Origin of the sequence: Arthrobacter sp. YN (assembly GCF_002224285.1) — a bacterium.
GTDB lineage: Bacteria > Actinomycetota > Actinomycetes > Actinomycetales > Micrococcaceae > Arthrobacter.
Genome location: NZ_CP022436.1, coordinates 2,157,963 through 2,182,039, shown reverse-complemented (window position 1 = coordinate 2,182,039; position 24,077 = coordinate 2,157,963). Strand labels below are relative to the sequence as shown.

General features: G+C 58.5%; 19 protein-coding genes. 4 read left to right on the top strand and 15 right to left on the bottom strand.

From position 1 onward, the window contains the following. Positions 1–238 precede the first annotated feature (238 nt). The 3 genes from CGK93_RS09885 (at position 239) to mobF (ending at position 6,375) form a co-directional block, all read left to right on the top strand. Positions 239–1,087 (top strand): PhzF family phenazine biosynthesis protein, encoded by an 849-nt coding sequence (locus CGK93_RS09885; protein WP_089594669.1) that lies wholly within the window; start codon positions 239–241, stop codon positions 1,085–1,087. 821 nt (positions 1,088–1,908) lie between these two features. Then, positions 1,909–2,154, top strand: a complete 246-nt coding sequence (locus tag CGK93_RS09880; protein ID WP_089594668.1) for a hypothetical protein — start codon at positions 1,909–1,911, stop codon at positions 2,152–2,154. A gap of 654 nt (positions 2,155–2,808) precedes the next feature. Next, on the top strand, positions 2,809–6,375 hold the full coding sequence (gene mobF, locus CGK93_RS09870) for a MobF family relaxase (protein ID WP_089594666.1): 3,567 nt from the start codon (positions 2,809–2,811) through the stop codon (positions 6,373–6,375). 606 nt (positions 6,376–6,981) lie between these two features. Here the strand turns inward: mobF and CGK93_RS09860 are convergent. From CGK93_RS09860 to CGK93_RS09800, 12 genes are all read right to left on the bottom strand, one after another. Beyond that, positions 6,982–7,263, bottom strand: a complete 282-nt coding sequence (locus CGK93_RS09860; RefSeq protein ID WP_198318404.1) for a hypothetical protein — start codon at positions 7,261–7,263, stop codon at positions 6,982–6,984. 99 nt (positions 7,264–7,362) lie between these two features. Continuing rightward, the gene (locus tag CGK93_RS09855; protein WP_089594664.1) at positions 7,363–7,869 is read right to left on the bottom strand and encodes a single-stranded DNA-binding protein; all 507 of its coding nucleotides are present in this window, start codon (positions 7,867–7,869) and stop codon (positions 7,363–7,365) included. A gap of 52 nt (positions 7,870–7,921) precedes the next feature. Further along, the gene (locus tag CGK93_RS09850) at positions 7,922–9,079 is read right to left on the bottom strand and encodes an ArdC-like ssDNA-binding domain-containing protein (RefSeq protein WP_157731709.1); all 1,158 of its coding nucleotides are present in this window, start codon (positions 9,077–9,079) and stop codon (positions 7,922–7,924) included. A gap of 84 nt (positions 9,080–9,163) precedes the next feature. Continuing rightward, positions 9,164–9,664: a hypothetical protein gene (locus tag CGK93_RS09845; protein WP_089594662.1), complete on the bottom strand. Its 501-nt coding sequence runs from the start codon at positions 9,662–9,664 to the stop codon at positions 9,164–9,166. Further along, on the bottom strand, positions 9,661–10,938 hold the full coding sequence (locus CGK93_RS09840) for a type IV secretory system conjugative DNA transfer family protein (protein ID WP_232481641.1): 1,278 nt from the start codon (positions 10,936–10,938) through the stop codon (positions 9,661–9,663). The genes CGK93_RS09845 and CGK93_RS09840 overlap by 4 nt, the downstream gene beginning before the upstream one ends. A gap of 518 nt (positions 10,939–11,456) precedes the next feature. Further along, on the bottom strand, positions 11,457–12,917 hold the full coding sequence (locus CGK93_RS09835) for an ATP-binding protein (RefSeq protein WP_157731705.1): 1,461 nt from the start codon (positions 12,915–12,917) through the stop codon (positions 11,457–11,459). Further along, a complete protein-coding gene (locus tag CGK93_RS09830; RefSeq protein ID WP_089594659.1) occupies positions 12,914–14,404 on the bottom strand; it encodes an SCO6880 family protein in 1,491 nt (496 codons plus the stop codon). The genes CGK93_RS09835 and CGK93_RS09830 overlap by 4 nt, the downstream gene beginning before the upstream one ends. Next, the gene (locus CGK93_RS09825) at positions 14,397–15,812 is read right to left on the bottom strand and encodes a type IV secretion system protein (protein ID WP_089594658.1); all 1,416 of its coding nucleotides are present in this window, start codon (positions 15,810–15,812) and stop codon (positions 14,397–14,399) included. Before CGK93_RS09825 ends, CGK93_RS09830 begins: the two co-directional genes overlap by 8 nt. Before the next feature lie 12 nt (positions 15,813–15,824). After that, positions 15,825–16,112 (bottom strand): hypothetical protein, encoded by a 288-nt coding sequence (locus CGK93_RS09820; RefSeq protein WP_017197424.1) that lies wholly within the window; start codon positions 16,110–16,112, stop codon positions 15,825–15,827. Between the two features lie 873 nt (positions 16,113–16,985). Further along, positions 16,986–18,746: an ATP-binding protein gene (locus CGK93_RS09810; RefSeq protein WP_089594655.1), complete on the bottom strand. Its 1,761-nt coding sequence runs from the start codon at positions 18,744–18,746 to the stop codon at positions 16,986–16,988. Beyond that, a complete protein-coding gene (locus tag CGK93_RS09805) occupies positions 18,743–19,978 on the bottom strand; it encodes a hypothetical protein (protein WP_089594654.1) in 1,236 nt (411 codons plus the stop codon). Before CGK93_RS09805 ends, CGK93_RS09810 begins: the two co-directional genes overlap by 4 nt. Before the next feature lie 245 nt (positions 19,979–20,223). Further along, positions 20,224–20,532: a hypothetical protein gene (locus tag CGK93_RS09800; RefSeq protein WP_157731703.1), complete on the bottom strand. Its 309-nt coding sequence runs from the start codon at positions 20,530–20,532 to the stop codon at positions 20,224–20,226. A 688-nt stretch (positions 20,533–21,220) separates the two neighbouring features. Between CGK93_RS09800 and CGK93_RS24595 the strand changes: the two genes are divergently transcribed. Further along, complete coding sequence (locus CGK93_RS24595) at positions 21,221–21,334, top strand: hypothetical protein (RefSeq protein ID WP_442857033.1); 114 nt, start codon at positions 21,221–21,223, stop codon at positions 21,332–21,334. A 179-nt stretch (positions 21,335–21,513) separates the two neighbouring features. Here the strand turns inward: CGK93_RS24595 and CGK93_RS09790 are convergent, their stop codons facing one another. The 3 genes from CGK93_RS09790 to CGK93_RS23835 are packed head-to-tail and all read right to left on the bottom strand — an operon-like array spanning position 21,514 to position 23,959. Continuing rightward, the gene (locus tag CGK93_RS09790; RefSeq protein WP_157731701.1) at positions 21,514–22,275 is read right to left on the bottom strand and encodes a TatD family hydrolase; all 762 of its coding nucleotides are present in this window, start codon (positions 22,273–22,275) and stop codon (positions 21,514–21,516) included. Between the two features lie 14 nt (positions 22,276–22,289). Further along, positions 22,290–23,579, bottom strand: a complete 1,290-nt coding sequence (locus CGK93_RS09785; protein ID WP_089594651.1) for a hypothetical protein — start codon at positions 23,577–23,579, stop codon at positions 22,290–22,292. Continuing rightward, positions 23,576–23,959, bottom strand: coding sequence for a hypothetical protein (locus CGK93_RS23835; protein WP_198318403.1), 384 nt, complete (start codon positions 23,957–23,959; stop codon positions 23,576–23,578). Before CGK93_RS23835 ends, CGK93_RS09785 begins: the two co-directional genes overlap by 4 nt. Positions 23,960–24,077 lie beyond the last annotated feature (118 nt).

The following is a 24,077-nucleotide window of genomic DNA, read 5'->3' as shown; positions in this document are numbered from 1 at the left end:
CCGGGCTTGCTTCTGCGATATGCAGAGAACCTCCGGGGTCGGAACGCCGTCCTCCGCGTCGTGGGAGGAAACGCCATCCACGTAGTCTTGGCCTCAACTCTCCCCGGCGGGTCCTGACCGCTCCTCCGAAGGCAAGACCAGTATATTCAACTGGCCCTTTATTCAAAGGCCAGTTTATTTCTAACGTTAGTGGAGAATGACCCACGCTGCCTGCCAGCTTCCGACAGAAGGACCTCACATGAGCCTCGTTGAATCCACTCGCCCATTCTCCCAGGTCGATGTCTTTGCGCCCGGCCCGAGGGCCGGCAATCCGGTCGCCGTCGTCCACCACGCCGACGGCCTGTCCTCCGAGCAGATGCAGAACTTCGCCAACTGGATGAACCTCTCAGAGACCACGTTCCTTCTGACTCCCACCGATTCGGCTGCGGACTACAGGCTCCGCATCTTCACCCCACGGGCCGAAGTCCCTTTCGCCGGCCACCCCACGCTCGGATCCGCCCACGCCTGGCTCGAAAACGGCGGCAAGCCGCACGAAGATGGGCAGCTCATCCAGGAGTGCGGGGCTGGTCTGGTAACCATCCGGCGCACCGACACCGAACTGTCCTTCCAGGCCCCGCCCCTGACCAAATCAGGACCGGTCGAACCAACACTCCTGGACCAGGCCATCGCCAGCCTCGGCATCGACGCCGGCCAGGTCCTGGGAAGCAACTGGGTTGACAACGGCCCCGGCTGGCTAGGCATCCGGCTCGCGTCGGCCCGGCAGGTCTTGGACCTCAGGCCGGACTTTAATGCCATGGGTCACCTGAACATGGGCGTCATCGGCGCTTACTACAATGGCGAACCCGCAGACTTCGAGGTCCGCACCTTCGCACCCGGTCACGGCGTAAACGAGGACCCTGTGACCGGCAGCGTCAACGCCGGGTTGGCACAGTGGCTCCACAGCGAAGGCATCGTCGACGGGAGCTACAGCGTCCAGCAGGGAACGGTCCTCGGTCGCGGCGGACAGCTCACGATCACCTCCGAGGCGGATGCCATCTGGGTCGGTGGAAGCAGCCGCACCATCATCAACGGACACATCCGACTCTGAGCCCACGCCACCGGCCCTGAAGATGCCCAAGGATGACAGGAAAATTGCTGCCATCATTACCGGCCCGTTCCGGGGGTCATCAGCGAGGGAATCTTCAGGGCGACCCAAGCTCCGCACCCGGGTGACAAAGCAGCCAAGTCATCCTGACATTAGCCGCTACCGAGTAACAGTCACAGAATGCTTAAATCCGCGATGGAATGCGGCCGTCCCTCCACCCCTCCGGTCCGGTTAAGCACACCCCAAACTGACGGCAGAACTGTCCAACCGCCCAATAATTCTTTTAGCCGCCGGCGGAAAAGCGTGACGGGCCCGGGCTCCAGTGCGTAGAGGCAGGCTGCCGCCGCCCACAACCGGGGACAATTCTGAGGGGGTTATCCATCGGCACCGACGTTCACATCATCCCCGAGCCCGAGGTCACAGCAGTCGGTGCCGCATTGCTGGCAGCACAAGGCATGGGCTGGCTCAGCCTCGCACGCACCGCACTCTCCTTCAAGCCGACCAGTATCTAAGGAACACTTATGACGGCCAGCCCACACGACCCCTATCTCTTGGAAGTCAGGGGCGAGAGGCCGATACGGATCATAGTGCCTTAACGGCGCGCCGTAGCCACCGCTGTAAACCGCGCCATGGAAACCGGCGAGACGGCGTACTCGTAACCCAACATACGCACAGCTTCTACACGGTTTCCCTCAGCCACGATGTCCTCTACGGCCAGATACAACAGCGACGGGCCACGGCATTTGTCGCCGCTGGCCGCCGCTAACAGCCAGTGCGCCAGCGGATTTTCTCAGAACAATGAATCGGCCTGCCCACGTCATGGGTTGAACTCGAGTTCCTTCTACTGCTTTCCCGGAGAAGTCATCCAGGCACAGGACAAGCGCACACAACAACGCTGGGAAGGAACGGTCAATGTCGTAGCGCTAGAGCTGGGCGAACGGAAGCTTTTGGACACCAAAGAACACACCATCAGCAAACCCGCCCGAGCACTCCGCGCCGTCGGATCGGGAGTTGCGGTGCTGCCCCCGCCCAAAAGCGAGCGTGGCGAGCTGATTTCCGGTACGGCTTAAGGCGACATATGGGCGCACCTATAGGCAAAAAGTCCGGCCCCACATGCTCCGCCCATCAAGCACAAGTGTTGCAAGGCGGTGTAAGTCGCTCACCATGGCATGATTCACTGATCCGCCTGGTGCATGCGCGTTTGCCATTTAGGCATATACCGACATCACGTTACCGTCGACAGGCTAGCCAAACGACAAGCGCACAATGCCCCCGCTTCCACCTCAACACACGACGTCCGAGCCCTCTCACCGCCTTCACACCTCTGGCATCCAAGGCTCGCCGGCCGGGAAATCATGCGGAGTACGCTTGCAGAGCGCATGAACTGGTGTGAACAGGCAGAGCTCCGGACAACAAACACATGGCGAACCTGAAGATGGCGCCAACCGCATGGACCGCCTTCTTACAGAGCTGCGGTCGCAGTCCTCCGAACTCGAACGACTCCATGCCATCTACGACGAACTGGAAACCAGAAACGGTCTTCTCCACAACGAAGTCCTGCGCTTGAAGAGAGCACAGAGGACGAACGTCCAAGACCTCGCCCATGTGGCAGCCGTTTTGCTCCAGATTTCGCGCGCTAAAGGCATCGCCCTCGACCCAGGGACGCTAGACATTCTCCGTCGGCGAGGCTGGCTGCCCGCCAGGACCCGCACGGGAGCACGGCCATGACCATGTCCATCGCCCGGCTCTCCGTACGGTCAGGGCTCAAGTACCTGTTCAAGTCCACGATGCTGGACGACTTCTCCCCTACTCCCCAAGACACCATCAGCTACTACGTCAAGACGGGAACACCCCAAGGCCGTTGGCTGGGCAAAGGTCTCCAAGGCATTGCACGAGAACCGGGAGACAAAGTCCATGAATCCGACGCACGTTCCATCTTCCAAGACTCAACCCATCCGGACACCGAGGAACTGCTGGGGAGACCGCACGGACAGCCACAAATCGACCAAAAGTCGAGCGATCACAACGCGACGAAGCGCGCCGTCGCCGGTTTCGACCTAACCTTCAGCGTCCCGAAGTCCGTCTCCACGCTGTGGGCTCTCAGCCCCCGACTTCTCCAAGAACAGATCCTGCAGACTCACCACGAAGCCGTCGAAGCAACACTGACCTGGATGGAAGAGCAGGTCATCAACACGAGGACCGGCCGAAACGGAGTGGCACACATCGGCACCAAAGGAGTCATCGCCGCGGCATTTGACCATTGGGAATCCCGCGCCGGCGACCCGCAACTCCACACCCACCTTGTCCTCGCCAACCGAGTCCAGCGGGCAACGGACGGCGCGTGGGCCACCTTGGACTCTCGTTCCCTATACAAAGCCGTCGTCGCCGCCAGTGAACATTACAACGGGCTCCTCTTCGATGGCTTGCACACGAGCCTCAGCACGGAAACCGACATCCGAGCCCCTGCGCAAAACACTCATAACCCAAGCATGCAACTCACTGGCATCGCTGAAGCCCTTGTCCACGAATTCTCCAACCGTTCAAGGCTCATCGACATCGAGACCGATCGCTTGGTCAAACGGTGGATTACCGAACACGGAACTCCCCCGACGGCGACAACCATCGTGAGATTGCGCCAGCAAGCCACCCTCTCGACTCGAACTCCCAAGGATCCTTCACCGTCACCTTTGCGGCTGCTTTCCTCCCAGTGGCGCGCCAGGGCAATGGTCAAGGGTTTTGATCCCGAATCCGTCGTAGCTTCCACCATTCGGCGCTCCCGCTCGCGTCCGTTCCGCGTTGGCGACTTCACCCCGAACTGGATTGCCGCCGTCGGGCTTGTCACCCGACAGCGGGTGGCAGCCAAGCGCTCAACCTGGAATCGCTGGAACTTGATCGCCGAGGGTGAGCGTGTGTGCGGTGAGATCCGTTGCGCCTCCCCTGCCGACCGCAACGGTCTGATCGATGCCGTGGCCACCGCGGCAGAGCGTCAATCCGTGCCACTCGACCAGTATCGGTACGGCGTCCCCGCGGATACCGCTGATGATCTGCGATTCGCCGGGCGCAGCGTCTTCGATTTCCACGGGTCGCGCCTCTACACGGATGCGTTGACGCTCGCCTTTGAGGACGAAGTCCTGGCGGCGAAGAACGACGACGGCGGCCCGGCCGTTCCGGTCGACCTCGCCTTCGGGACGCTCACCTCATACAGAAACGGGGAAGGGTCCCCGCTACACGATGACCAACTAACGGCCGCGTCGGATGTCCTGCTGAGTTCATGCAGGCTCGACGCCATCGTGGGGCCAGCCGGAACTGGCAAGACGACGACCCTTGGCGCGGTCAAAGCAGCATGGGAGGCGGCGTACGGGGAGGGCAGCGTTGTGGGTCTGGCACCGGCTGCTGCGAGCGCCGAGGTTCTCGGCTCGGAGCTGCGAATGGTTACTGAAAACGTCGCTAAGTGGTTGCACGAATCCATTGGGCCTGGTGCAGCCGAACGCGCAGACCGATTCTACCTGGCGGACAATCGACTGCGCACAGCAGCCGCTCCACTCGGCCCCTTTGTTAACCGGCTTCAACAGGAAGTCACTCGGCTGGCAGCCGAGCAGTCCCAATGGCAGTTTCACCCCAACCAGCTAGCGATTATCGATGAAGCCTCCATGGTCTCAACTCTTCAGCTCGCAGGTTTGGTTCGCCAGGCGAAGGCGGCGGGAGCCAAAATCCTCTTGGTTGGGGATCCCGCCCAGCTCGATTCCATCGATGCCGGCGGGGTGCTTGGTTGGCTTGATCGGCAAGGGAAGGCTGCCCGGTTGAGCACGATCTGGCGCTTCAAGGATCCGTGGGAACGGTCAGCCTCCCTCGGGCTGCGTGAGGGACGTCCGTCTGTGCTCGCAGAGTATCAGGACCACGGTCGCATCAGACATGGCCACTACTCGGAAATGGTCGACCGCGCCTACGCCGCGTGGCACTCGGACGTCTTGGCTGGTTGCGTCTCGGCCTTGATAGCTCCTGACAACGAGACCGTCCAAATGCTCAACGAGCGGGCCCAAGCCGACCGGGTGAGTCTGGGCAACGTGGACGCGGAACATACCTTGGTCCTTCGGGACGGGCTTCGGGCCGGCCGTGGCGACATCGTTATTGCCCGTCGGAATGACAGATCCATTCGCGACGATCGAGGTGAGTTCCTTCGCAATGGGACGCTCCTCGAAGTCACGGGAGTCGACAGACTCCACGGTGCTCTGCGGGCGATACGGAAAGACACCGGAGCGGCCCTAGTATTGCCGAGCACTTATGTGGAGGCGTCCATGGAGCTGGGCTACGCTACCACAGCCCATCGCAGTCAAGGTCTCACTGTAGACACCGGCCACACCGTCGTGACCCCCGGCCGCCTCACACGCGAGCTGCTCTATGTAAGCATGACCCGGGGGCGTCACTCCAACACGGCCTACGTGAGCGAGAACGACCCTGACGAGGACGAGATCCTAGACCCGAGTGCGCGTTCGAGCTGGCAGGCGATCCTCGGCGAGGTCCTTGCTGCTGAAGGTGCGGAACGAACGGCTCACGAGGTACAGGACTTCGAACGGCACCACGCCGACAGCTTGGAGCGGCTGAGCCGCGAGTACGATTACCTGGCGCAAATCGCTGCGGGTTTGGAGCTCGCAAAGGCTATCGACGGTCTCATGCTCGGCCGCTCTGAGGAGATGCTCGAGTCTCCGGCTTGGGGCGCGGCCGTCGCTGCCTGGCGCCGAGCCAGCAACGTCAATCGTCCAGGAGCCTTACGGACCTTGAGCGAGAGTTTGGGCGCTCAAGCCAGTGCAGTCGACCTAGCGGCAGTTACACACGCCCGGCTGCGCAAGTTCTGTTCGCCGATGCCCCAGTCGCCTATCGATCCGTTGACTGAACGGTTGACGATCGACCGGGCAGACCTCGCAGCGTTGCTAGACCAAGTACGACGACGGATTGGGAACCGTGCAGAGCGCGTCGCCAAGGCGGCGCTACTTGATGAGCCTGAATGGGCCACAGCGTTGCTCAAAAACACTGGGGCGGGTGCAGATCCGTTCGAGTGGGCCGCGTTGATTCGAGAGGTGGCCGTCTACAGGGATCGTTGGGGTGTCAATAGCGCAACTCTCCCCCTCGGTCCGACTCCGGCGGACTGGGAATGGGAGCAGTGCGCACAGTGGGACTACCTGCAGCAAGAAATCATGCAAGCCGCCGCACCACAGCCAGAGCCAAAAGATGTCCGCAACTTGTATGAGGCGGACTCCCGAATAAGCCTGACAAGCGCGGGATGGCAGCTTTAAACTAGAAGCTGGAGCAAGTATGCAGATGAACCCAGTCCTCAAGCCGAGAGTAGCAACACCCGCTCTTATCGTGGCGAGTGCAGTGACGTTGGTGCTTGCCCTGATTCTCGCTGTTCTAAGCTTCACGGTTTCCGGCACGGCCTGGTTGCTAGTCGCCCTCACGACTCCCTGTGTAGTAGTCCTGCTTTTCTGGGCCCAACGCCTCCAAAGCCAACGGCAGTGGCAGACCGAAACAGCAGCTCAATGGGAGCGGCTCGAAAGCCTGAAAGCGGCTGGCGGAACCACAACCGAGGTCACCGTCCTAACCGTGGACGCTCTGCAACCGACAGGCTCCTGGATCACGATTAGGTGGAACCGTTTCGACCACGTCCAACCAGCGTGGATCGAAGCACTCCCCGAGCCCATCTGGCCTGGATCTGTTCTGCTGATTCGGCCAGATCCAGCGCAGGTACAACCGGGAGCTCCGTGGCCCGAGACTTACCGGATCAGTGGCGACCATGTCCTGGCGTGGGCACCACTCGCCTAGGCGTCGCGTTCGCCAGCTCCCGCTGCGATTAAACATTGCGTGTAACCGGTCTGCGCCCAGATGATGCCGCTACCAAGAACCTATAGTGGCCGCCCCCGCCACGATTCCTGGTCTACGCGCCTCACCTGCCCAGCCGGGAACCACTCAACGTGATAGACCCGGCGGTCATCCACCCATTCGACCAGGCCGTAAGTCCTGGTGTACTTGATCGCCCTACCGTAGATCTCCCCTACGCGAACCAGAGGCTGACTCCCAGGCTCGAGCTCGGTAATCTTGCCGTCGTCAGGCCTGGGGTGGCTGTTGTCGGCGTCCATCTGTGCCATCATCCGGGCGAAAGCGGTGGAGTCTTGCTTCGGTCTCATAGCAACAAGATTAGAACATATGTTCGAATGCGGATCCAACGCCCAGAAATAGCCCACGCCTCAACGAATGAGACGTGGGCCTGGAACGGCGAAGACAGGTCAGACCGTCATGTCATTCACCGGAGCTCCGCCTAAAGGGGACGCCACCACCGGGCCCTTTGTGGTCACGTTGTACGCGGGCCAGCCAGTCGCCGTCGTCGCTTGTGGCCCTGTAGCCTCCACAGCGGCCTCGGGCTCAGAGACTGCACGGGCCGAACGCTGATACGTCGCAGTGCCAAAGCGCAGGTCGGGACCGATGGTATCCGCGATGATCCGCCTGGCTTCACGTCGTTCGCCGTCCTTGTCATAGGAACGGAACTCAAGCTCTCCCGACACAGTCACGGGGTCACCCTTCTTCAGGGAAGTAGAAGCGTTCTCCGCGAGCATCCGAAACGCAGACACGTTGTGAAAGACCGGTTCGCCATCCCTCCAGGTGCCATCCGGGTTCGGAATCCGCTGGTTTACGGCAACGCGGAGTTTCGCGTGCGGAGTTCCGGATTCCCCGATGGTCAGTTCGGGATCTGCGACCAGGTTCCCCGCAATAGTTATGGGGATCTTTGTATTCATGATGGGTTACCTTCCTTAGTCGACGGGCCTCTCCCGACGGACATTTGCGCATTCATGGACCAACAATCTCAGGACCGTTCACTGACGCGCTCGGTCCAGGGACGCCGGCATAAGTTGGACTGGCAACAACGGACGGGTCAGCACTGGCGGCAGCGAACTTCCCTCCGAACCCAGGAGGATCCGAGACCGCCAAAATCCCCTTGGTTGCCGCGGTCACCCTCCCCAGAACCGACTTGGCGATGTCGACGCGCGATGTCGGCACCCAGCCTTCTGAGGAGTTGTGCTTCAAGTCCTTCTCCGCGCTGATCACAGCGTCGGCCCAGCCAGCCAAGTAGGACGCTGACTGCGGTCCACGATCGATGCCGTGGGCCCGGAGGACGGTATAGGCAACCGATTCGGCTTCCACTTCCGCCAGGCCGCGATGGTTCGCGCTACTTCCATACAGTCGACCCAGTCGGTCGTCCGGTCCGTGCAAAAGGACGTGACCGAGTTCGTGGGCAAGAACCGCTACCCGCTCCTCGTCGTTCATCCAGGCACCAACTTGAATTCGACGAGCATCAAAGTCGGTATATCCACTGGTGTAGCCGTGTTGGAATCCCGACACCTCCACCCGAAAACTGTGTTCCTTCGCAACCTCACGCAGGGAGCTCCACAGATCACCCACATCCGCCGCAGATTGAGCACCCGCGCGAGGAACCAGCAGCGGCGTGCCCTCAGTTTGGGTGACGTCAAAGACAGCCTGCCCGCGCCACCCTGTGATCACGTTCTTCTTGCCTCGATTGATGGCATCATCGGGTGCAGTCTGATTCGCTGGCAAGAGCTTGCGCTGTCCGTCGGCCAGAATCAGTTCCTGCATCGAGGCCGTCCGGGGCGCGATCACCCAGAGCGCGTGTTCTCCCCGCAGAACCGTTCGCCCATGCCGAGCCCACTCTTTGTAGCCAGCCACCAGAGTCGGCTCTTGGGTACCGCGCTGCGCCATCTGCAGCATCAGCAGGGCGACGTTACCCCCGGAGTACCGCCACAGTGTTGCAGAGGCATCGAGGAGGACTTGCCAGCGCGTGGGCGACTCGATGGCTTCTTCGAGTGCCTCGTGAAGTCCCCTGGTCAGGTCGGCTATGCGTTCCTCGGGTGACAGGCGAACGCTCGACGGCGGCGCGGCGGCTTCTTCAGCCCGACTTGCGTCGGCGTTCGGTTCAGATGCAGAGGCCACGACAGCCATCCTTCGTGCTTCTAGACAGCCCTTTGAAGGGATCACCTATTCATGTCGAGCGAACGAAGCAACGGCATGACGGAATCAGCTGCGGGTCTGGTGGGTGCCCAGCTTCCAGTCCTCGAAGTCCTGCTCGGCTGGAACGATCCTCATGATCGGTTGTTTGTGGCTCTGCAGCCCGACGCACCCGGCTGTCCGTGTATGGGTTCGGAGACGTTCGACGCCGTGGGGCAGCCTTTCGTGGAACGCCAGCGGACCGAATCCAGAGTCGTCTGACGTGAAGGACGCCGCTTCCGCCCGCTGAAGGGCATACAACTCAGCCACGATCTCCGTGTGCCGCCACCAGCAATCCGGCACCACCGACGTCGTCAGTTGATACGTCGCAACGAACCACCGCACCCACTCGAAGAGGCTCTGCCACACCACCTCCGCCTGCGCCGATGACATATCCCGCCAACGATGGGTCACTCCCACAGTGCGCGGCGACGGCTGGAACGAAGACCGGAACAGTTCCGCTGTGAGTTCATCATCCAAATCAGATACGCGCCCCACCTCGAAGTCAGAATCATCGGCCTGAGTGCTCATGAGTCCTCGCTGTTCGCTTCTTGCCGGCTCAAATGGCCGGCCGCCAACTCCCGTTCAGTTTCCAGCTTCGAACGCCCCAACTCAGCGGCGTCCTTGCGCCTATGCCAGTCCCGGAGATCCAGAAGAATCGGCCTTGTCCGGCGCCCGAGCATCAGCGCAGTCCCGACCGGCAGCCTCCGAATCTCGTCCAAGCGAATAACCGGGCTCTCCCTGATCTGCTCCCCGTCTTGCCGCCCCTGAGATGACCAGGATCGAGTGTTCAGGATGAGGCTGCGTTCCCCCAGCAGGCCCGCCAGCGAGCGCAAGTCACGCTCATCCGAGCCTCCGCCAAAGATCACCTTGATGATCGCGGAATCCCAGATGGTGGCTGCTTCCTCTATTGACCATCCACTCCGTGCCTGCGAAAGGGATTGCAGGACCACGAGCGTAGAGATGCCGATACCTCCACCATCAGAGAGGACCACTGGCAGACCGGGCCACGGCGACAGATTCGCTATCTCGTCCAAGATCAGGGAGAGGGGTGGATCAAGTCGGCCTCCAGGTGAGACAAAGGCCAGCTCACGCGCAGCGTTATCGATGTCGTCGATCAGAGCCGACAGGTAAGGGCCAGCGGCCGCAGCTCCAGAGCGAGTGCCAATGAGGTAGAGAGTCCCCCGTTGCTTGATGAAGTCCTTGGGATCAAACTCTTGAGCTTCGTCCTGTGGGTCCAGTGCCGCCAAAACCCTCGGTGATGAGAGAGGGGCCACGGCGGCTGAGACGCCAATCCAAGAGTTTGACGTGTTCCGTGGGTCGTCTTCCAAGATCCCCATCAGATCTGCCTGCCACCCCAGCGCCGCGCCGTGGCGCCCCAGAATGTCCAGCGCTTCCCTGGCCAACACTGGGCTGGACGACCATCTGCGGAATGCTGCTATGCCCTCACCTGACAGTGCGGCCGCATGCAGTAGGCACTGCAGCACGATCAGCGAGCGCTTTTGCCACGCTGCATTCTCGCCCTTCATCTCGGTGTCTGCGGTGATGACGAGTGCCCGTCGGGTAGCGATGTCCGGGTCACCGCAACCACGTACCGGCGACCAGCGCAGAGTCGATGGCAGACCTGACATGCCCTGAGGGTCAAAGACTGTCACTGGCCGCCCATCCGACATTCGCGCTCGCATCGTGACCACCAGATTGTCGGCTCGCGTGGATGTAGTGACAACGGCACCGGGTGCGTCGAGAATCGCGTTGATGACCACATATAGGCCCTTGCCCGACCGAGGAGCCCCCTGAATGACCATCGACTCCTCGGTGGAAACATGGATAGTCACTCCTCGGGACCGCCCCAGCGTCCACGACACATCGTGAATGCTCGGTTTGCTAAGACCTGGTCGCGTGTATTGCCCACGCTTGCGAACGGCTCTGGCTCCGAAGTCCCGAAGTATCTCTGCCCGGCCAGCCACCCCATCCCTGCCGAGGATGTCTTGACGTAGCCACGCACCGGACTGTTTCCAGGTTCTCCATGCGAAGGCCGCCGCGACTGCGAGCGCCGCAAGCAACGTGAGAACAGTACCTACAATCCACCAGATGGCGCCAACGTCTATGGCACAACCGCTGGAAGTACCAACAATCCAGTCCTTACGGCCAGCAAACAAGCCAACGCCGGCAGCGGGGTTGAAGAACGACGGCGGCCTACCGCCGCAGTTCCCACTGCCGACAAGATGAGCGCCTGCTTGGACCAACAGGCAGAAGGCCACGTAGCCGGTCAACGCCCAGAGTCCCGCGGAGACCAGAGGACTGCTGCTACCCGGCCTCGTCCTCACAGGTGCATCCGGTCATCGGTGCCAAAAACTTCCAGCTCGTCCGTGGTCACTCTGTTCGCGACAATGAAGGATCGGTTTCCAACCTTCCAGAGCCCGACGCCCTTGGGCAGGTTCTCAACGTGCTCGCACTCGGCCTCCGTGAGACCTAGAGCTTCTTTAGTCAGGCGCATGGCGTCATGCTTCTGGCGGTAGATGATGCGCGTGTCTGCTTCCGTCAGCAGCCCTAGGGCTTTCTGACGGTGCCCACTCGTGCTGTCTCCAATCTCATTAAGGTCAGCCACCTTGTGCATGATGAGGAGGTTGGCAATCCCGTAGGTTCGCGCGAGCCGCCATTGCTCGCTCATCTTGGCCAACATGTAGGGATCGGCGAGCATCCGCCAACCTTCGTCGTACACCACAAGCCGCTTGCCGCCGTCGGGATTTGTTACTGCCGCCTCCAACCAGGTGGCACTGCAGGCCGCCGCGAGAGACAACGCCTGCTCGGACGCACCGATGAGCGCGGACGTGTCCATGACCATCATTGGCGCATCGGCGTCGAAGGCCACTGTGGATGGAGCATCGAACATACCTTCTAAGTCGCCCGAGACTGTGCGCCGCAGCGAGTGGCTGACTGCCGCTCCGCCATCCTGACCAACAAGGGCGAGCGTTTCCGCCGAAGGACTCAAGAGGTGGTCCAGCACCATAGGAAGCGTCGGCGTCGAGTTTTCGGCGGTAGTTTCCATGAGGGCCATGTCGAGAGCGGTGTGCTCAACAGGATGCAACGGAGTGCCCTGGCGCATAAGCGACACCAAAGCCACTATCAGTTGCCGACGCCGCTGCCGGACGACAGCCTTCCACTGGGTGTCCGACAGTGAACTCGGCCGCGAACCTGCATCCAGAGGGTTCACACGTGCCGTGCGCCCTGGGCCAACGGAAATGACCCTGCCGCCAACTGCCTTAGCCACCGCCACCCATTCGCCTTTGGGATCCGACGCAACTGCCGCTTTCCGTCCCAACGTTATAGATCGGGCAACCAGGGACTTCCCACACATCGACTTGCCGGTGCCCACCGTTCCAATCACGACGATCGAAGGACCGCTGATGATTCCCTTGTCGTACAAGATCCACGGATCGTAGGAAAAGGCTCCCGATCCGAAGACGTCAGTTCCTATGTAGGTTCCCTCGTGGCCAAGTCCTGACTCCGTGATGAAGGGGTAGGCCGCCGCGAAGGTCATGGTCGAGGCTCGATGAGGTGCCGGTCGCAGTCTATGTGGTCCCCATAGTGACTGCTGTTCCCTGCTCCCCCAATCGCCGACAAGGCGCTCGCGGTCCCCGCGCCGTTCCAAGGCTTCGTCGATCCGCTGGCCGAGTTTGCGCTTCTGTGGCAATGATTCAGCCGTTGCCACCCTTCGGAGACTCTTGCGTTCGGCGCGAGTGCCCGACGGCGTATATGTCACCTCTTGGTTCTTGAGGCTCATCGCAATCCCCTTCCCAGAGGCAGTCCGCCCGCAATGAAGGCTGCCCACTGTTGCCCGGCGAGCAATCGAAGTTCAACGAACGCACCGGCTGCTGCGGACTCGAGCTCGTGGCGGTGTCGGGCCAGATCCTCCAAGGACGCTGCGGTAATCGTCACGAATGCAGTCGGACGAACATCGCCATGACCGGCGACGATCTCTTCTTCCCGTTGAGATACTTCTTCTTCCTCGGCTCGCTGCTCCCTCGTCGTGGGCCGGTCGAACCGGGCGTTGATCCTGCGGCGTGTTTCGTGGGCTTCCTGAGCCGATCGGATGTCCCGCAGCGCCTCCAGGGTGGGGACAGCCCGAATCACCTGCGTCACTGTGTGCCGGAAGTCGCCGACGTAAACCAATGGGTGCAGGAAGCCGGGAAACACCTTCTGCCGCGGCCACTCTGCGACCCAGAAGGTCTGATGGAATCCTGAGTCCGTTCGTAGGTAGGTCCAGTGCTCCTCGAGGGCCATTGGACTCGAACTCAATCGTCGTTGCTCGCTCGGCTGGGCAACCTGCGGCTCGCTGTCATTCATCACCGACCCTCGGGAGACCGTTTCAGGATCAAACGAACCTCTGAACACCTCAAGTAGTCGGGACTCCGAAAGCCACTCGTCCACCCGCACTCCATGAGTTGCCAATGATGTAGTGATTGCCTGTACTTCCAAGCGCAGAACACGTTCGAGTCCGCCTACGCCGCCGCCGGACTCTTTGATGCGCCTCCTCGACTTGGCGGTATCCACAACAACGGACAACAACACGTCGTGACTCATGGCGGATCCAGCAGCGGCTATCAAGTCCTGGTACGCCAACTCACCCCACGAATTGCCGCCCGGTCGTCCACCATTTCGCACGATGGTGTGGTCGTAGAAGTCCTGAAGAGCCGACGAAGGGTACGGAACCGTGTAATCCTGAACGGCGATTCTTGCTATGTCCGAGCGTTGGGCGAGTCCGGCTTGCACCCGCGACCATGCCTGGGCAGCCCAAGCTTTGTCATCGTCGTCGAGGAGAGCGAATGACCTGGTAGTACAACGCAAGACGACCGTTACTTCCTTGCCCTGAGGGTCAACGATGAAGCACTCCCCTCGTCGGGTCATCTGGAGTTTGAGGCTGCCAAGTCCACCTGGCAGCGCAAGCTTCCCCGCTTTCAACGCCTTCTCGGGGCGGGCGAGGTATCGCGTCTGGCCCAAAATCAAACGCACGAAGAACAGCGTGATGAGGCTGACCCAGATGGGATACGGGATGCGAGCGTGTTGGAGCACCCCCATGAGCATGAGCAGCAGCCAGATGGGACTCATCGTCGTCAATCCGACCGGGCCTCCCGTCGCAGAGGCAATAATTGCGGTCAGGATGCCGAGGGCCAGCAACACAAGCTGGTACCACTTCAACCCCATGAAAATGCCACGGCGCTCATACCGGGGAAATTTGACGGCTTCAAGGGCGCGCGTATCTTCAGTCATGGGGTTTCTCCGGAGGGAAGTGCCCCTCAGAAGCCTTGGGCCTGATGGGCGGCAATTGGGATGCGGGCAGCGCGCTACCGGGACTTCGCATTTCGGGCTGCCGAGGGGACGTGGGCGGGTTTGCCTTTGGCGGTCCGGCCGCCGGTTTCCGGCCTATCGGCGAAGGTCTCGCAGACGACGCTTGCTTACTCTGTTCGGTGACGACTTCTCCACTCACCACGTCGTCCTTCCTTGCGGCGCCTCCGCGGGCAGAGTTTGCTCCGTACGATGCCGAAGCACCTTCACCTGAGGTGAGTATCGGCGTGGTGCTCGTCAGGCTGCGCGGCAGGGGCAGTGAAGGTGCCAGTACGCGCGTGGGGACGTCTCTGCGACTTGAGGTGATTGGGCGAGCTAGTGACGATCTGCCCAACATTGATGCAATCGTCATGCCACCGAGTTGTCGGCTGAACTGCCTGGAGACGACGCTGCTACTGCGAGCAAGAACGTGGCCGCCGCCAGCCGTTTGGGCCGCCGCTGCGAGTTCGCCACCGGCAAAACTCACTAGCCTCAGCGCCATCAATGGTGCTCCGCAGGCAAGAACCATGCCGACAGTGCCGGCAGCCAAACCCGCAAAGGACGTCGAATCCGCAAACAGTTTGATCGCCGCTGCAAGAACCGTCGCGGCCAGCGGTTTCGCCAGCAAAAGCGCGACGACGACTTCGCACCATCGTCCGGCCCAGGCCTTTGACTTCTCCCAGGGCATCATCATGAGGGCGACCGGTGCGACGGCCGCCAGGACGGCGAGGGCGAACGTCCTAAAGATCATCGAGCACATGAGGATGAACGCCAGGATCCACACGACGATGACTGCCATCACTGTCACTATCGCGCCGCCGACGGCTCCGCCTTGATTGCCTGGCGCCAGGGAGATGACGTTCCATTCGCGCTCGGAGCCTTCGGGAGCTCGCTCGAAGCCGAAGAGTCGCATGAAAACGACATACGGATCTGTCCCGATGGACTCCAGAAGAGCGGTCGAAGCAGAGTCAGTCACTCGGGTGAGCTGCTGCACAAGGTAGACCGCTGCGGCAACCAAAGGTACCGCTGCTGCTCCCCCGACCAGCGCCCTAATCAGTCGGCGTGGTTGCTGGCTGATCAGTCCGGAGAGGAGTTGAAGGATCATCACAACCACCAGCGGAGTCATCATCACGATGACCCACCAGTTAGTTAGTCCGCCAATGGCCGCCCACTGCGAATCGTCGACTTCGGAAACGCTGAAGGCCCCAGTGATGAACCCCCACATCCATGAGGCGATGTTCTGAAGGACGTTGGCGAAGATTGAGGTGATGGAACCTTGGACGCCGTCGTTCGCTTGAGAAACCAGCCCGCAGCCGGGCGGCCACCAACCGTTAAGGTCACACTCGATAGGCATGATCGCGAGCGGCTAGAAGCCCAACGGAAAGGCCGTCTGAGACCAGAGTATGTAGCCGTTGATCCCGCCAAGGATTGCCGCGACCGGGCCTGTCCACAGCAGGATCACCCCACCGCCTGAGGCCAGTCTCGAGGATTGACTCAGCTTGCCGGCCAACAGCATCGCTGCTCCGATGATCGCTACGATCGCAATGACGATGAAGGCGCCCACGAGGATGCCACCGCCGATCTGCTTGAGGGACTCAAGAAAAGGAAAGTTCGCGTTTGGTGTGATCCCGGGATCCACCGCTGCCAGTACCATCAGGTGCTCCATCCAGTCGTTTTCCTATGGAATGAGCTGCTTGGGCTCACGACTTCATGGATGGGGTGGGCGGATACGACATGATGCCCTCTACGTCAGGCTGGTTGTGAGTCAGTCAGTGATCGATGAGGGCAGGAGCAGCCATGACTGTCGTCCGCGAGGTATCAGCCTCGATAAGATTCGGGAAATGGTCCATCCATCTCGATTGCGAGCCGTGTTTCCTGATCCCCGGGCCGCCGCCGAGGCTGACTGGGTAACGACGGCCGTGTCACGACTAGACCCCGTACATAATCCGAGCTCGCGGCCCGGGGTTACACCTCACCAGCGGAGGATACAACAAGCCCTGGCCGACACTGCAGGCAGCGATTCGAATAGTTCCGCTTAGGTGGGCGTCCTACAAGCTTATTCGAATCACGGTACCGCGCATCTGGAGCTTCGAGCCCTGAACGACAAGATCCAAGCCCGGGCCCCAAAAGACCGAAGGATCGGCCGCTCACCCGCCGCTTCCCGCAACTCAAGGCCAACAAAACCGAAGCCATGGCAGCGGACTATCAAGCTGGTATGCGAGTCAAGGAACTAGCCGTTAAGTACAGGACCAGCCGAGAGACCGTAAATAAACATCTACGCCGGCAGGCAGTCACCCCACGCAAGGTTGGTCTGGATGAACAGCAGATCAAGGAAGCAGTGAGGCTCTATAAACAAGGTGCCTTGCTGGCTACAATCGGCAAACGCATGGAGGTGACTGCTCATACGGTGCGGTCACGTTTGGTTGAGAGGGGCGTGGAGATGCGGAGTACGTATGAGCATCTTATGCCGGCCAGCCGCCAGGCTAGGCCATGATCAGAGACTCCGGAACGTGTCCGTCCTAGCCCTCTAGCCTTGCCACGTTTCTACGATCTCCTTCATCCCTACGTCTAACCACTCCTTCTTCCACTCCGTGTGGAAGTCGATGTCATGTGAATCCGGCAGATCTTTGATGTCAGTAACCTTGATGAGAGATGGTACAACGATGGAGTCGCCGATTACGATGGCCTCCTGCCGCTCGAGGGACGGCAGTGAGTCGGTTATCGCGCTGAGGCTGTCGGGCAGGAGTCGCTTGACGTAGCGCTGGTCAGCCGGGTTGGTTAGCCTCATCGCAACAAAGTTATTGCACTGAGAGAACACGGTTTCTGATATTTCCGACGGACGCTGGCTTACGATCATCAAGGAGATGCCGTACTTTCGACCTTCCTTGGCGATACGCTCGATGGCCCTCTTCACCGATCCGTACTTAGCACCCTCGCTTTGAGGAATATAGTTGTGGGCCTCCTCATAAACAAGGAGATACGGGAGCTCTGCCTCGCCTCGAGTCCTATATTTCTTGAAGTGAAAATTAAACGTAAAGATGAGCCTCGTAATCAATGAAACAACAACGCTCAATACCTCGAACGGTATACCACTAAGGTCAATGATCGTGACGTTGCTATTCGGACTCCCGTAACCCATGAACTGACGAAGTAGATCAGGCAGGTCCTCGGTTTGGTACGGCGTGTCATCAGTTTTCATTGGATTCAGCAGAAAATCCAGTCGCTTGTCGCCTCTTCGACCTTCAAGACGCATCAAGAATCTATTAAACTCCCCGTTGAAGGGGCCACTACTCGCCTTGTCAGTTTTCGACTGGGACTGCTCAACAAAGCCTTTGACTGGCTCGAAGTAGTGATCGGCACGATTATGGACCAAGTCGCCATTCGCAAACTTAGGAAGGTTTTCATCTGGCAACTTACTGACCACCTCACTATTGAGGTGTGTCAGATAATTGACCGTTTCTGCAAGACTAAAGTACACAGGCGAGTCATAGGAAATCTTTCCAGTCGAGCCGCTGTTGTGGCGTTCCTTGTTTTCAATTACGGCTCGGCGAAACTGCGACACCTGATTATGTGAGTTCTGCTCATTGCTTTCAATGAACATCTCTTCCAGCTCTTCTGAATTCATCAGCCAGTATGGCAGTTTGATATCGTCGACCCCGATGACCGTAGCATCTGGAAATGCTGCTGAATACTCGCCGTGAAGATCGAAGATGATTACATGAGAATTGTTTAGGGCACCCGGCTTACTCGTGCCGTTCGAGGCTTTTACACCTTCCTGGAGGATTGCGGCAACGGTCGAGGACTTGCCGGAACCGGTAGAACCCACCACTCCGATGTGTTTTCCGAAAAATTTGTCACCGTCGAGTGATACGGCTACGTTTGGATCTTGCACAAGATGTCCGAAGCTGAACTTCTTCGCTTCCGGTGTCGTATCATAAATCTCTCTCAGCAAGTCACTCGTAGCTATCTCAACTCTCTTAGGTGGAATTGTGATCTGCTTTCCACCGCGTCGAAACTTGCCGTTCTCCAGTCGGCCAACCGGCTGCGTCGAGAGGATGAACTTTGGTGTGGTAATCTCGGTGCCCTGTTCGTTGGCGACGATATCCCTGATACGAAAACTCTGCACAAGGGCAACAACACTGGAACCATTCTCGTCAGAGACCTTGAGGTAGCTACCAATCTCCAGTTTGTCTTCCAGCTGCTCATACTCGTCCGTAGACGTGACTTCTATTTCTATAAGGTCCGGACCGACGGCAATTACTCTCGCCATTGATGTTATGTCGCTCATTTTGGCACGCCCATTACTTTGATTAATTGTTCGAAACTGACTGCCGGCACATGGACCTCTTTGGAGGAAGCCTTACTCAGAGCCTCACCATGATCATCTACCTGAGCGCAAATGAGCACATCTAGCGAATAACCCGATCGAATGAATTCATCGAACGAGGCTCTGCTCATAACGCGAATGTCATATGAAGTAGATGAGATTGTGCTAGACCGCGGTTTGGTATTGAAAATTGGAGGCCGGTCAAAAATCGCGGAATCAAATCGTATATGCTCATAGCCATCATTGAAAATGATGCCTTCTTCGAGCAAAGCGCGTTTTAAAGCGAGGTAGCTCTCTTCATTGGTCTCAACTATTACGGTCCAAGGCTTACTTGTGTTGAGCTTAGAGATACCGTACCCCTCATGAGCCAACACACGAAAGAACTCCCGAGCATCGACGAGGCCACCGCGAGCGGCCACTGCATCCAACTCGATCATTACGCCACGCTTTCGCTGAGCCCCTAAGACACCCGACTGGCGAAGCCTGACAGAGAGAGCCTTTAGGTAGTTGTCTACCGTCACAAGCTCTCGATGCCACCGTGTGTATAACTGGGTTTTGATGTTCAGCCTGTCAATAAACTCCTGCCTGGAAGTACGCCGATCGGATTGCAGAACGTTCATTGCCAATTCCTGAATCTTAACGAGTGCACTCGGGTAATGTAGACTCTCGACATCAGCCCGCGAACACTTGAGAGCCTTCTCAAGGGCCTTTTTAGCCATCTCTTCTTGCGTGGCGAAGCGTTCACCGGCACGAATTTCAAGTCGAGCACAAAAGTCTTCTAGGTCAGCATCATTGAAGCTCTCGTAGTGCAGGACAGTCTTGGGTTCCGGTTTTCTTTTTCTTTCGGTCAGGCAGATCTTCAACTCATCCAAGGTCAGTCGTTCCGGGGCAGTGCCGTCACCGAAGTAGACGTGAAGCACGAAGTTATTTCGTTTTCCCGCTGCATGCGCCGCCAGCATCGCCAAGATAGGCTTTCTCAGTACGGTAGAGCTGTACTTTGCCTTCTCAAGATACTTACACTGAACTGCCACGTCGTCATCTGGAGAAAACACATCAATATCTTCAAGTCCTTCAATCGTGACAATTGAATCTTCCGACGCGCGTAGAATCTCTATGATTGAAAGTACAAACTGATATTGGTAGCCCTGAATTGAAGCTTGGGCAGATCGATCCGGAAGTTGGTCATTCGCCATTAGGAAGATGCCACTCCAAGATTTGGCCGATCGATTTCGAACTTATGTTCGCACCAAATTGAACTAGCTTCTGTCATTTCAACTTAATCCCTTGTTATGTCCTTCCTCAGGACAACTTTTTCTGCACACCATTAAGCACATCTACGTTCACGAAGAAAACCCGCTGGCATCAAGAATGACGAGTGGATAGCAGCCATGAGGCGCATCATGTGCACGACCAGGCTTCATTTTCACATGCAAGAGTGTCAGTCCTTTGGACCAACACGGGCACCAAGGCTCATCAGTACATCCACAAAATGATCAACATCAATGTTCGGTTTCACGATGCTGCGGACGGTCAGTACATTTTGTTTGCGGCCAGTTCCTCGTGGCTGGATTAGCTGAGTCGTAGGAACAGCGGCGCCCATGTTGCGCATTAGTGCGGCGTAGGCCTTGCCGGCACGCTGCGGCAGTGAGGTGTCAGTGTCTTTGATTCCATCGCAATGGGAGCGCAAGGTTGCTTCGGTTAGCCGATCGGTGCAGAGGAAGTACTCATGGAGATCCCACTGCTCCATGGGATCTACCGCAGCAAAGACACCCTGGTTCTCCCCCCAGAGCTTACGTAGCTGCAGATGGCGGTTACGGTAGGTCTCGTAGGTAACTCGTGGCATCGCATGACAACTCAACTTTCCGGGCCGTAGCATGACACGGACTGCGCGTATTTGCGAGCATGAGCAAGATCCCGGCTATGTACCGGTGCAGCCGACTGGCTGGGATGGCGGCCGGTTTGGGCGTCCGATCGGCCGTCCTGTCGCCCATCCGATCGCCATTTTCATAGTGATTTTCGAAGCCCTCGATTTGCGGCACCGGTACATATCGTTCAGCGCCAACAGGGCTGACCTTCCGACCCGACATATCGTACCGGTGCGCAAGATACCTAACGTACTTCGAACCATTTAGCAGAGGTGGGCGTTGCGGCCGCGAGTCGCGAAAATGATTTCGGCACCGAGTTTGTACAACAAAAAGTCAGCACCGGTACATGTTGACCTCCTTCAATTCTTATTGTAAATGAAACTCAATAATTCCTGGTGGGCGTCCATCCAGCTTATTCGAATCAAGGTGCGGCATATCTGGAGCTTTGGGCCCTGATCGAGAAGATCCAGGCCAGACCAGCGACAGGACCGCAGGATCGGCCACCCCCGCCGCTTTTCGCAACTCAAAGCTGAGCAGTCCAAGACACTGGAGGCGGACTACCAGTCCGGCATGCGGGTAAAGGAGCTTGCTGTTAAGTACGGGATCAGCCGAGAGACCGTGAGTAAGCACCTACGCCGGGAGCCGTCTCACTACGCAACGCTGGCCTGGATGTGGCCTGGATGAGCAGCAAATCAAGGAAGCAGTCAGACTCTACGAACAAGGCGACTCACTGGGCACTATCGGCAAACGCATGGGCGTGACCGCTCACACGGTACGATCACGGCTGATCGAGGCCGGTGTGGAAATGCGGGGTTCGTATGAGCATCTGCTCGACGCCCAACAGGTTGCCAAGGATCTCTAAGCTAGATTCGTGCTCGTGCTGCAGCAATCATCCTCTGAACCGGGCGAGGCATGAGAGTGTCAGTGCGCGTCGATTCAACGACGGCCGCGAAGTTTTTCCAGCACTGGACTCTTATTTGGTGAGGGGTCAGCTGAAACCTCTTTGCCAGTAGCTTCTCAACGTCACTCACACTACCGGGCTGGCGTGGCTGGCTCGAAAAGCGATCACCGGAGGGATGGTCTGTTTCCAGAAGAATCCTGTCTAGCGGAACTTGAGTCCATGCACCGGGAGCTCGAAGCATGGAATAGTTGATCGAGAAATAACAGCCCAGTTGCAACATCTCAGCTGTCTCGTCATCGGTGCCTAGCCACCAATGCAAGATCCGTCCCGGCTGCCCGCCCTCCTGCCTCAAAACGTTCACCAGCTCAGCAGTTGCCTTGTAGCTATGTAGCGAGACTATGCGAGGTTGCTTATGAGTTGCAGACAGGATTGTCTTGAGTACCCCGATTTGCGATCCCACTGGAACGCGAGAAGAGCCATCCAATCCAACTTCAGCGATGAATGGGGTCTTCTTGAGAGCTTCGCGGAAATCTTCTTCGATGAATGCCTTCTGGACACCGACAAGAGAGGGATGGCATCCGACACCCCATACACTAACTAGGTCTTGCCGTTCTTGGACAAGTTTGAAATCAGCCAAAGATCGAGTTGCTATCAACACCACCGCACCGAGATCTTCCAGCTCTCGTGAAGAGACTCCAGGATCGACATGTGCATGGGTGTCCAATGGTGGCATTGTGTTCACGCCAGGAAGTCCTCAAGTTCGCCCGTGCCTTTTTGCGACAGCTCCAGTGCTGTGCGGGTAAGGTAGCCGGGCGGGAGTGGCATTGCCATGATGACCGCCTCGTCGACACCCAGTTCTACAAAGTCTCTCAATGCAGTCATAATAGACTTCTTCTCTACGTAGTCCAGAATCTTCTCACTAGATTCGTTACTTAAGTACCATGTCTTATCGGCCACGCCCGATGCGTTAAACGAGGCGCGGCGGACGATGCATCCAAAGCAAACCCCACAATGCGTGCCACTTGAAACCCCAACGTACTGCTGGTCGGTATGAGAACAAGAGTTGGTCGTACTCAGATACTCTGAAGCGTCATCGGCTCCCAGGATGCCCTCAACGCGTCGGAACATTTCACCTTTTGTCATGTGCTCGAAGGGGTTGATGATCGAACCATGCCCTTCCATGTCCGCAAGCAATGAACTGACCCTCCAGAGGAACCATGGTTGCGTTGTTCGCGTAGAGAGTGCGCCTCTCCGCTCTGGCCCAAGGGGCGGATTCAAAGAGGCAAAACCATTCTCAGGAATCCAAAGAGGGCCGCCGCTCTGCTCCGCAACCGCCAGGCCTAGGGCAAGGAAAAGCAGTGAACGCGAACGACTTGATGGTTCTTTAGGAAATTTTGTCCTATCAAGCCTTTTCTTCGCCCTGCCGAGAAAAATTCGGTGGTGGGCCGAGTTCTTGGAACCGAAGTGCCCATTGAGGGCCGCTGTTACGAGCTGCTGAGCGGAACCCGTCGCGCCGGAACTTGAATGCGAAAGGAGGGCGTGGGTCTCATCAGGACCCAAGGAATGGGCCGAAACCAACGCCCCTGTGGCCGAGTCGGCACCTCCACTAAAGAGGACTGTTCTCAGTGACGTGTCCTCCACCATCACGGGCGGAGCATCGGGAAGGGTTGACTGTATAAAGGTGAACGACCAAGCGTCACCGGTTAGATAACCCAACAGGCCTGTCAGCGAATCAGCTTGAGCGGCCCATTTCGCTGGAACGCTGACCGGAACGGTTAGCTCAAACGAGCGTTGGTTCCAATCGGACCCTTTTGACTCACGAAGCACAGAGTGGTCCGAGGCATACACGGCCAAAGCTATCCGAACGAAGTCAGCATTGACCCCACCGACACTTCCGAGCGATGCGAGGCCGGGATGGAGCTTGGACTTGAAACTATCTGTGGCACTCCCATCCCATAGGAAGACCTCGTCATAGCCTTCTAGCTTTTCGGCCTCGACACGATCAAGAGAAAGTGCGATTCGGGTCATTTCGTGTCCGTATAAAAACTGCTAAGCAGCGTAACGTTGCTCTCAATAGCAGCTGATATTTCCGCGGCGCTCGCGCCTGAAGCACTAAGGGTGGCTTGGCTAGCCATGACAGCGGCAGCACTCCGAATCTCCGCCTCAACAGCGCGACGCTTGGCCCTGTCTTTCTCCCCACGGATTGTTGAGCCAACCTCGTTGATCGTTCCTTGGATAATCATCTGTTCGATTGTGTGTCGAACAATCTCGTCGGGTTGACGGGGGGTGTCCTCGGGTACGTCCATCATCCAAGCAACGAGTTCCGAGACGATTATTCGGGCTTCGCTGTCTTCTATGGAGCCGTCGGGCTGTGTCTCGAAGGCGGCATCCGCAATTCGTTTGCCCACTTCCAGCGGATCGTTCAGCGCACGAAGCTCGTCGTAGTTAAGACCTGAGCGCTCGAGAGTTGCCCTATCGCCAGTCGCATAGGCTCGGGCAATGGAACTTGCTCGACCTGCCGGACCT

Bases quoted from the DNA above. Each gene is read 5' to 3' on its own strand.
- CGK93_RS09885 (WP_089594669.1), top strand. From the start codon at position 239: ATGAGCCTCGTTGAATCCACTCGCCCATTCTCCCAGGTCGATGTCTTT.
- mobF (WP_089594666.1), top strand. From the start codon at position 2,809: ATGACCATGTCCATCGCCCGGCTCTCCGTACGGTCAGGGCTCAAGTAC.
- CGK93_RS09860 (WP_198318404.1), bottom strand. From the start codon at position 7,263: ATGAGACCGAAGCAAGACTCCACCGCTTTCGCCCGGATGATGGCACAG.
- CGK93_RS09855 (WP_089594664.1), bottom strand. From the start codon at position 7,869: ATGAATACAAAGATCCCCATAACTATTGCGGGGAACCTGGTCGCAGAT.
- CGK93_RS09845 (WP_089594662.1), bottom strand. From the start codon at position 9,664: ATGAGCACTCAGGCCGATGATTCTGACTTCGAGGTGGGGCGCGTATCT.
- CGK93_RS09840 (WP_232481641.1), bottom strand. From the start codon at position 10,938: ATGGTCATTCAGGGGGCTCCTCGGTCGGGCAAGGGCCTATATGTGGTC.
- CGK93_RS09835 (WP_157731705.1), bottom strand. From the start codon at position 12,917: ATGAGCCTCAAGAACCAAGAGGTGACATATACGCCGTCGGGCACTCGC.
- CGK93_RS09830 (WP_089594659.1), bottom strand. From the start codon at position 14,404: ATGACTGAAGATACGCGCGCCCTTGAAGCCGTCAAATTTCCCCGGTAT.
- CGK93_RS09825 (WP_089594658.1), bottom strand. From the start codon at position 15,812: ATGCCTATCGAGTGTGACCTTAACGGTTGGTGGCCGCCCGGCTGCGGG.
- CGK93_RS09820 (WP_017197424.1), bottom strand. From the start codon at position 16,112: ATGGTACTGGCAGCGGTGGATCCCGGGATCACACCAAACGCGAACTTT.
- CGK93_RS09810 (WP_089594655.1), bottom strand. From the start codon at position 18,746: ATGAGCGACATAACATCAATGGCGAGAGTAATTGCCGTCGGTCCGGAC.
- CGK93_RS09805 (WP_089594654.1), bottom strand. From the start codon at position 19,978: ATGGCGAATGACCAACTTCCGGATCGATCTGCCCAAGCTTCAATTCAG.
- CGK93_RS09800 (WP_157731703.1), bottom strand. From the start codon at position 20,532: ATGGAGCAGTGGGATCTCCATGAGTACTTCCTCTGCACCGATCGGCTA.
- CGK93_RS24595 (WP_442857033.1), top strand. From the start codon at position 21,221: ATGCGGGTAAAGGAGCTTGCTGTTAAGTACGGGATCAGCCGAGAGACC.
- CGK93_RS09785 (WP_089594651.1), bottom strand. From the start codon at position 23,579: ATGACCCGAATCGCACTTTCTCTTGATCGTGTCGAGGCCGAAAAGCTA.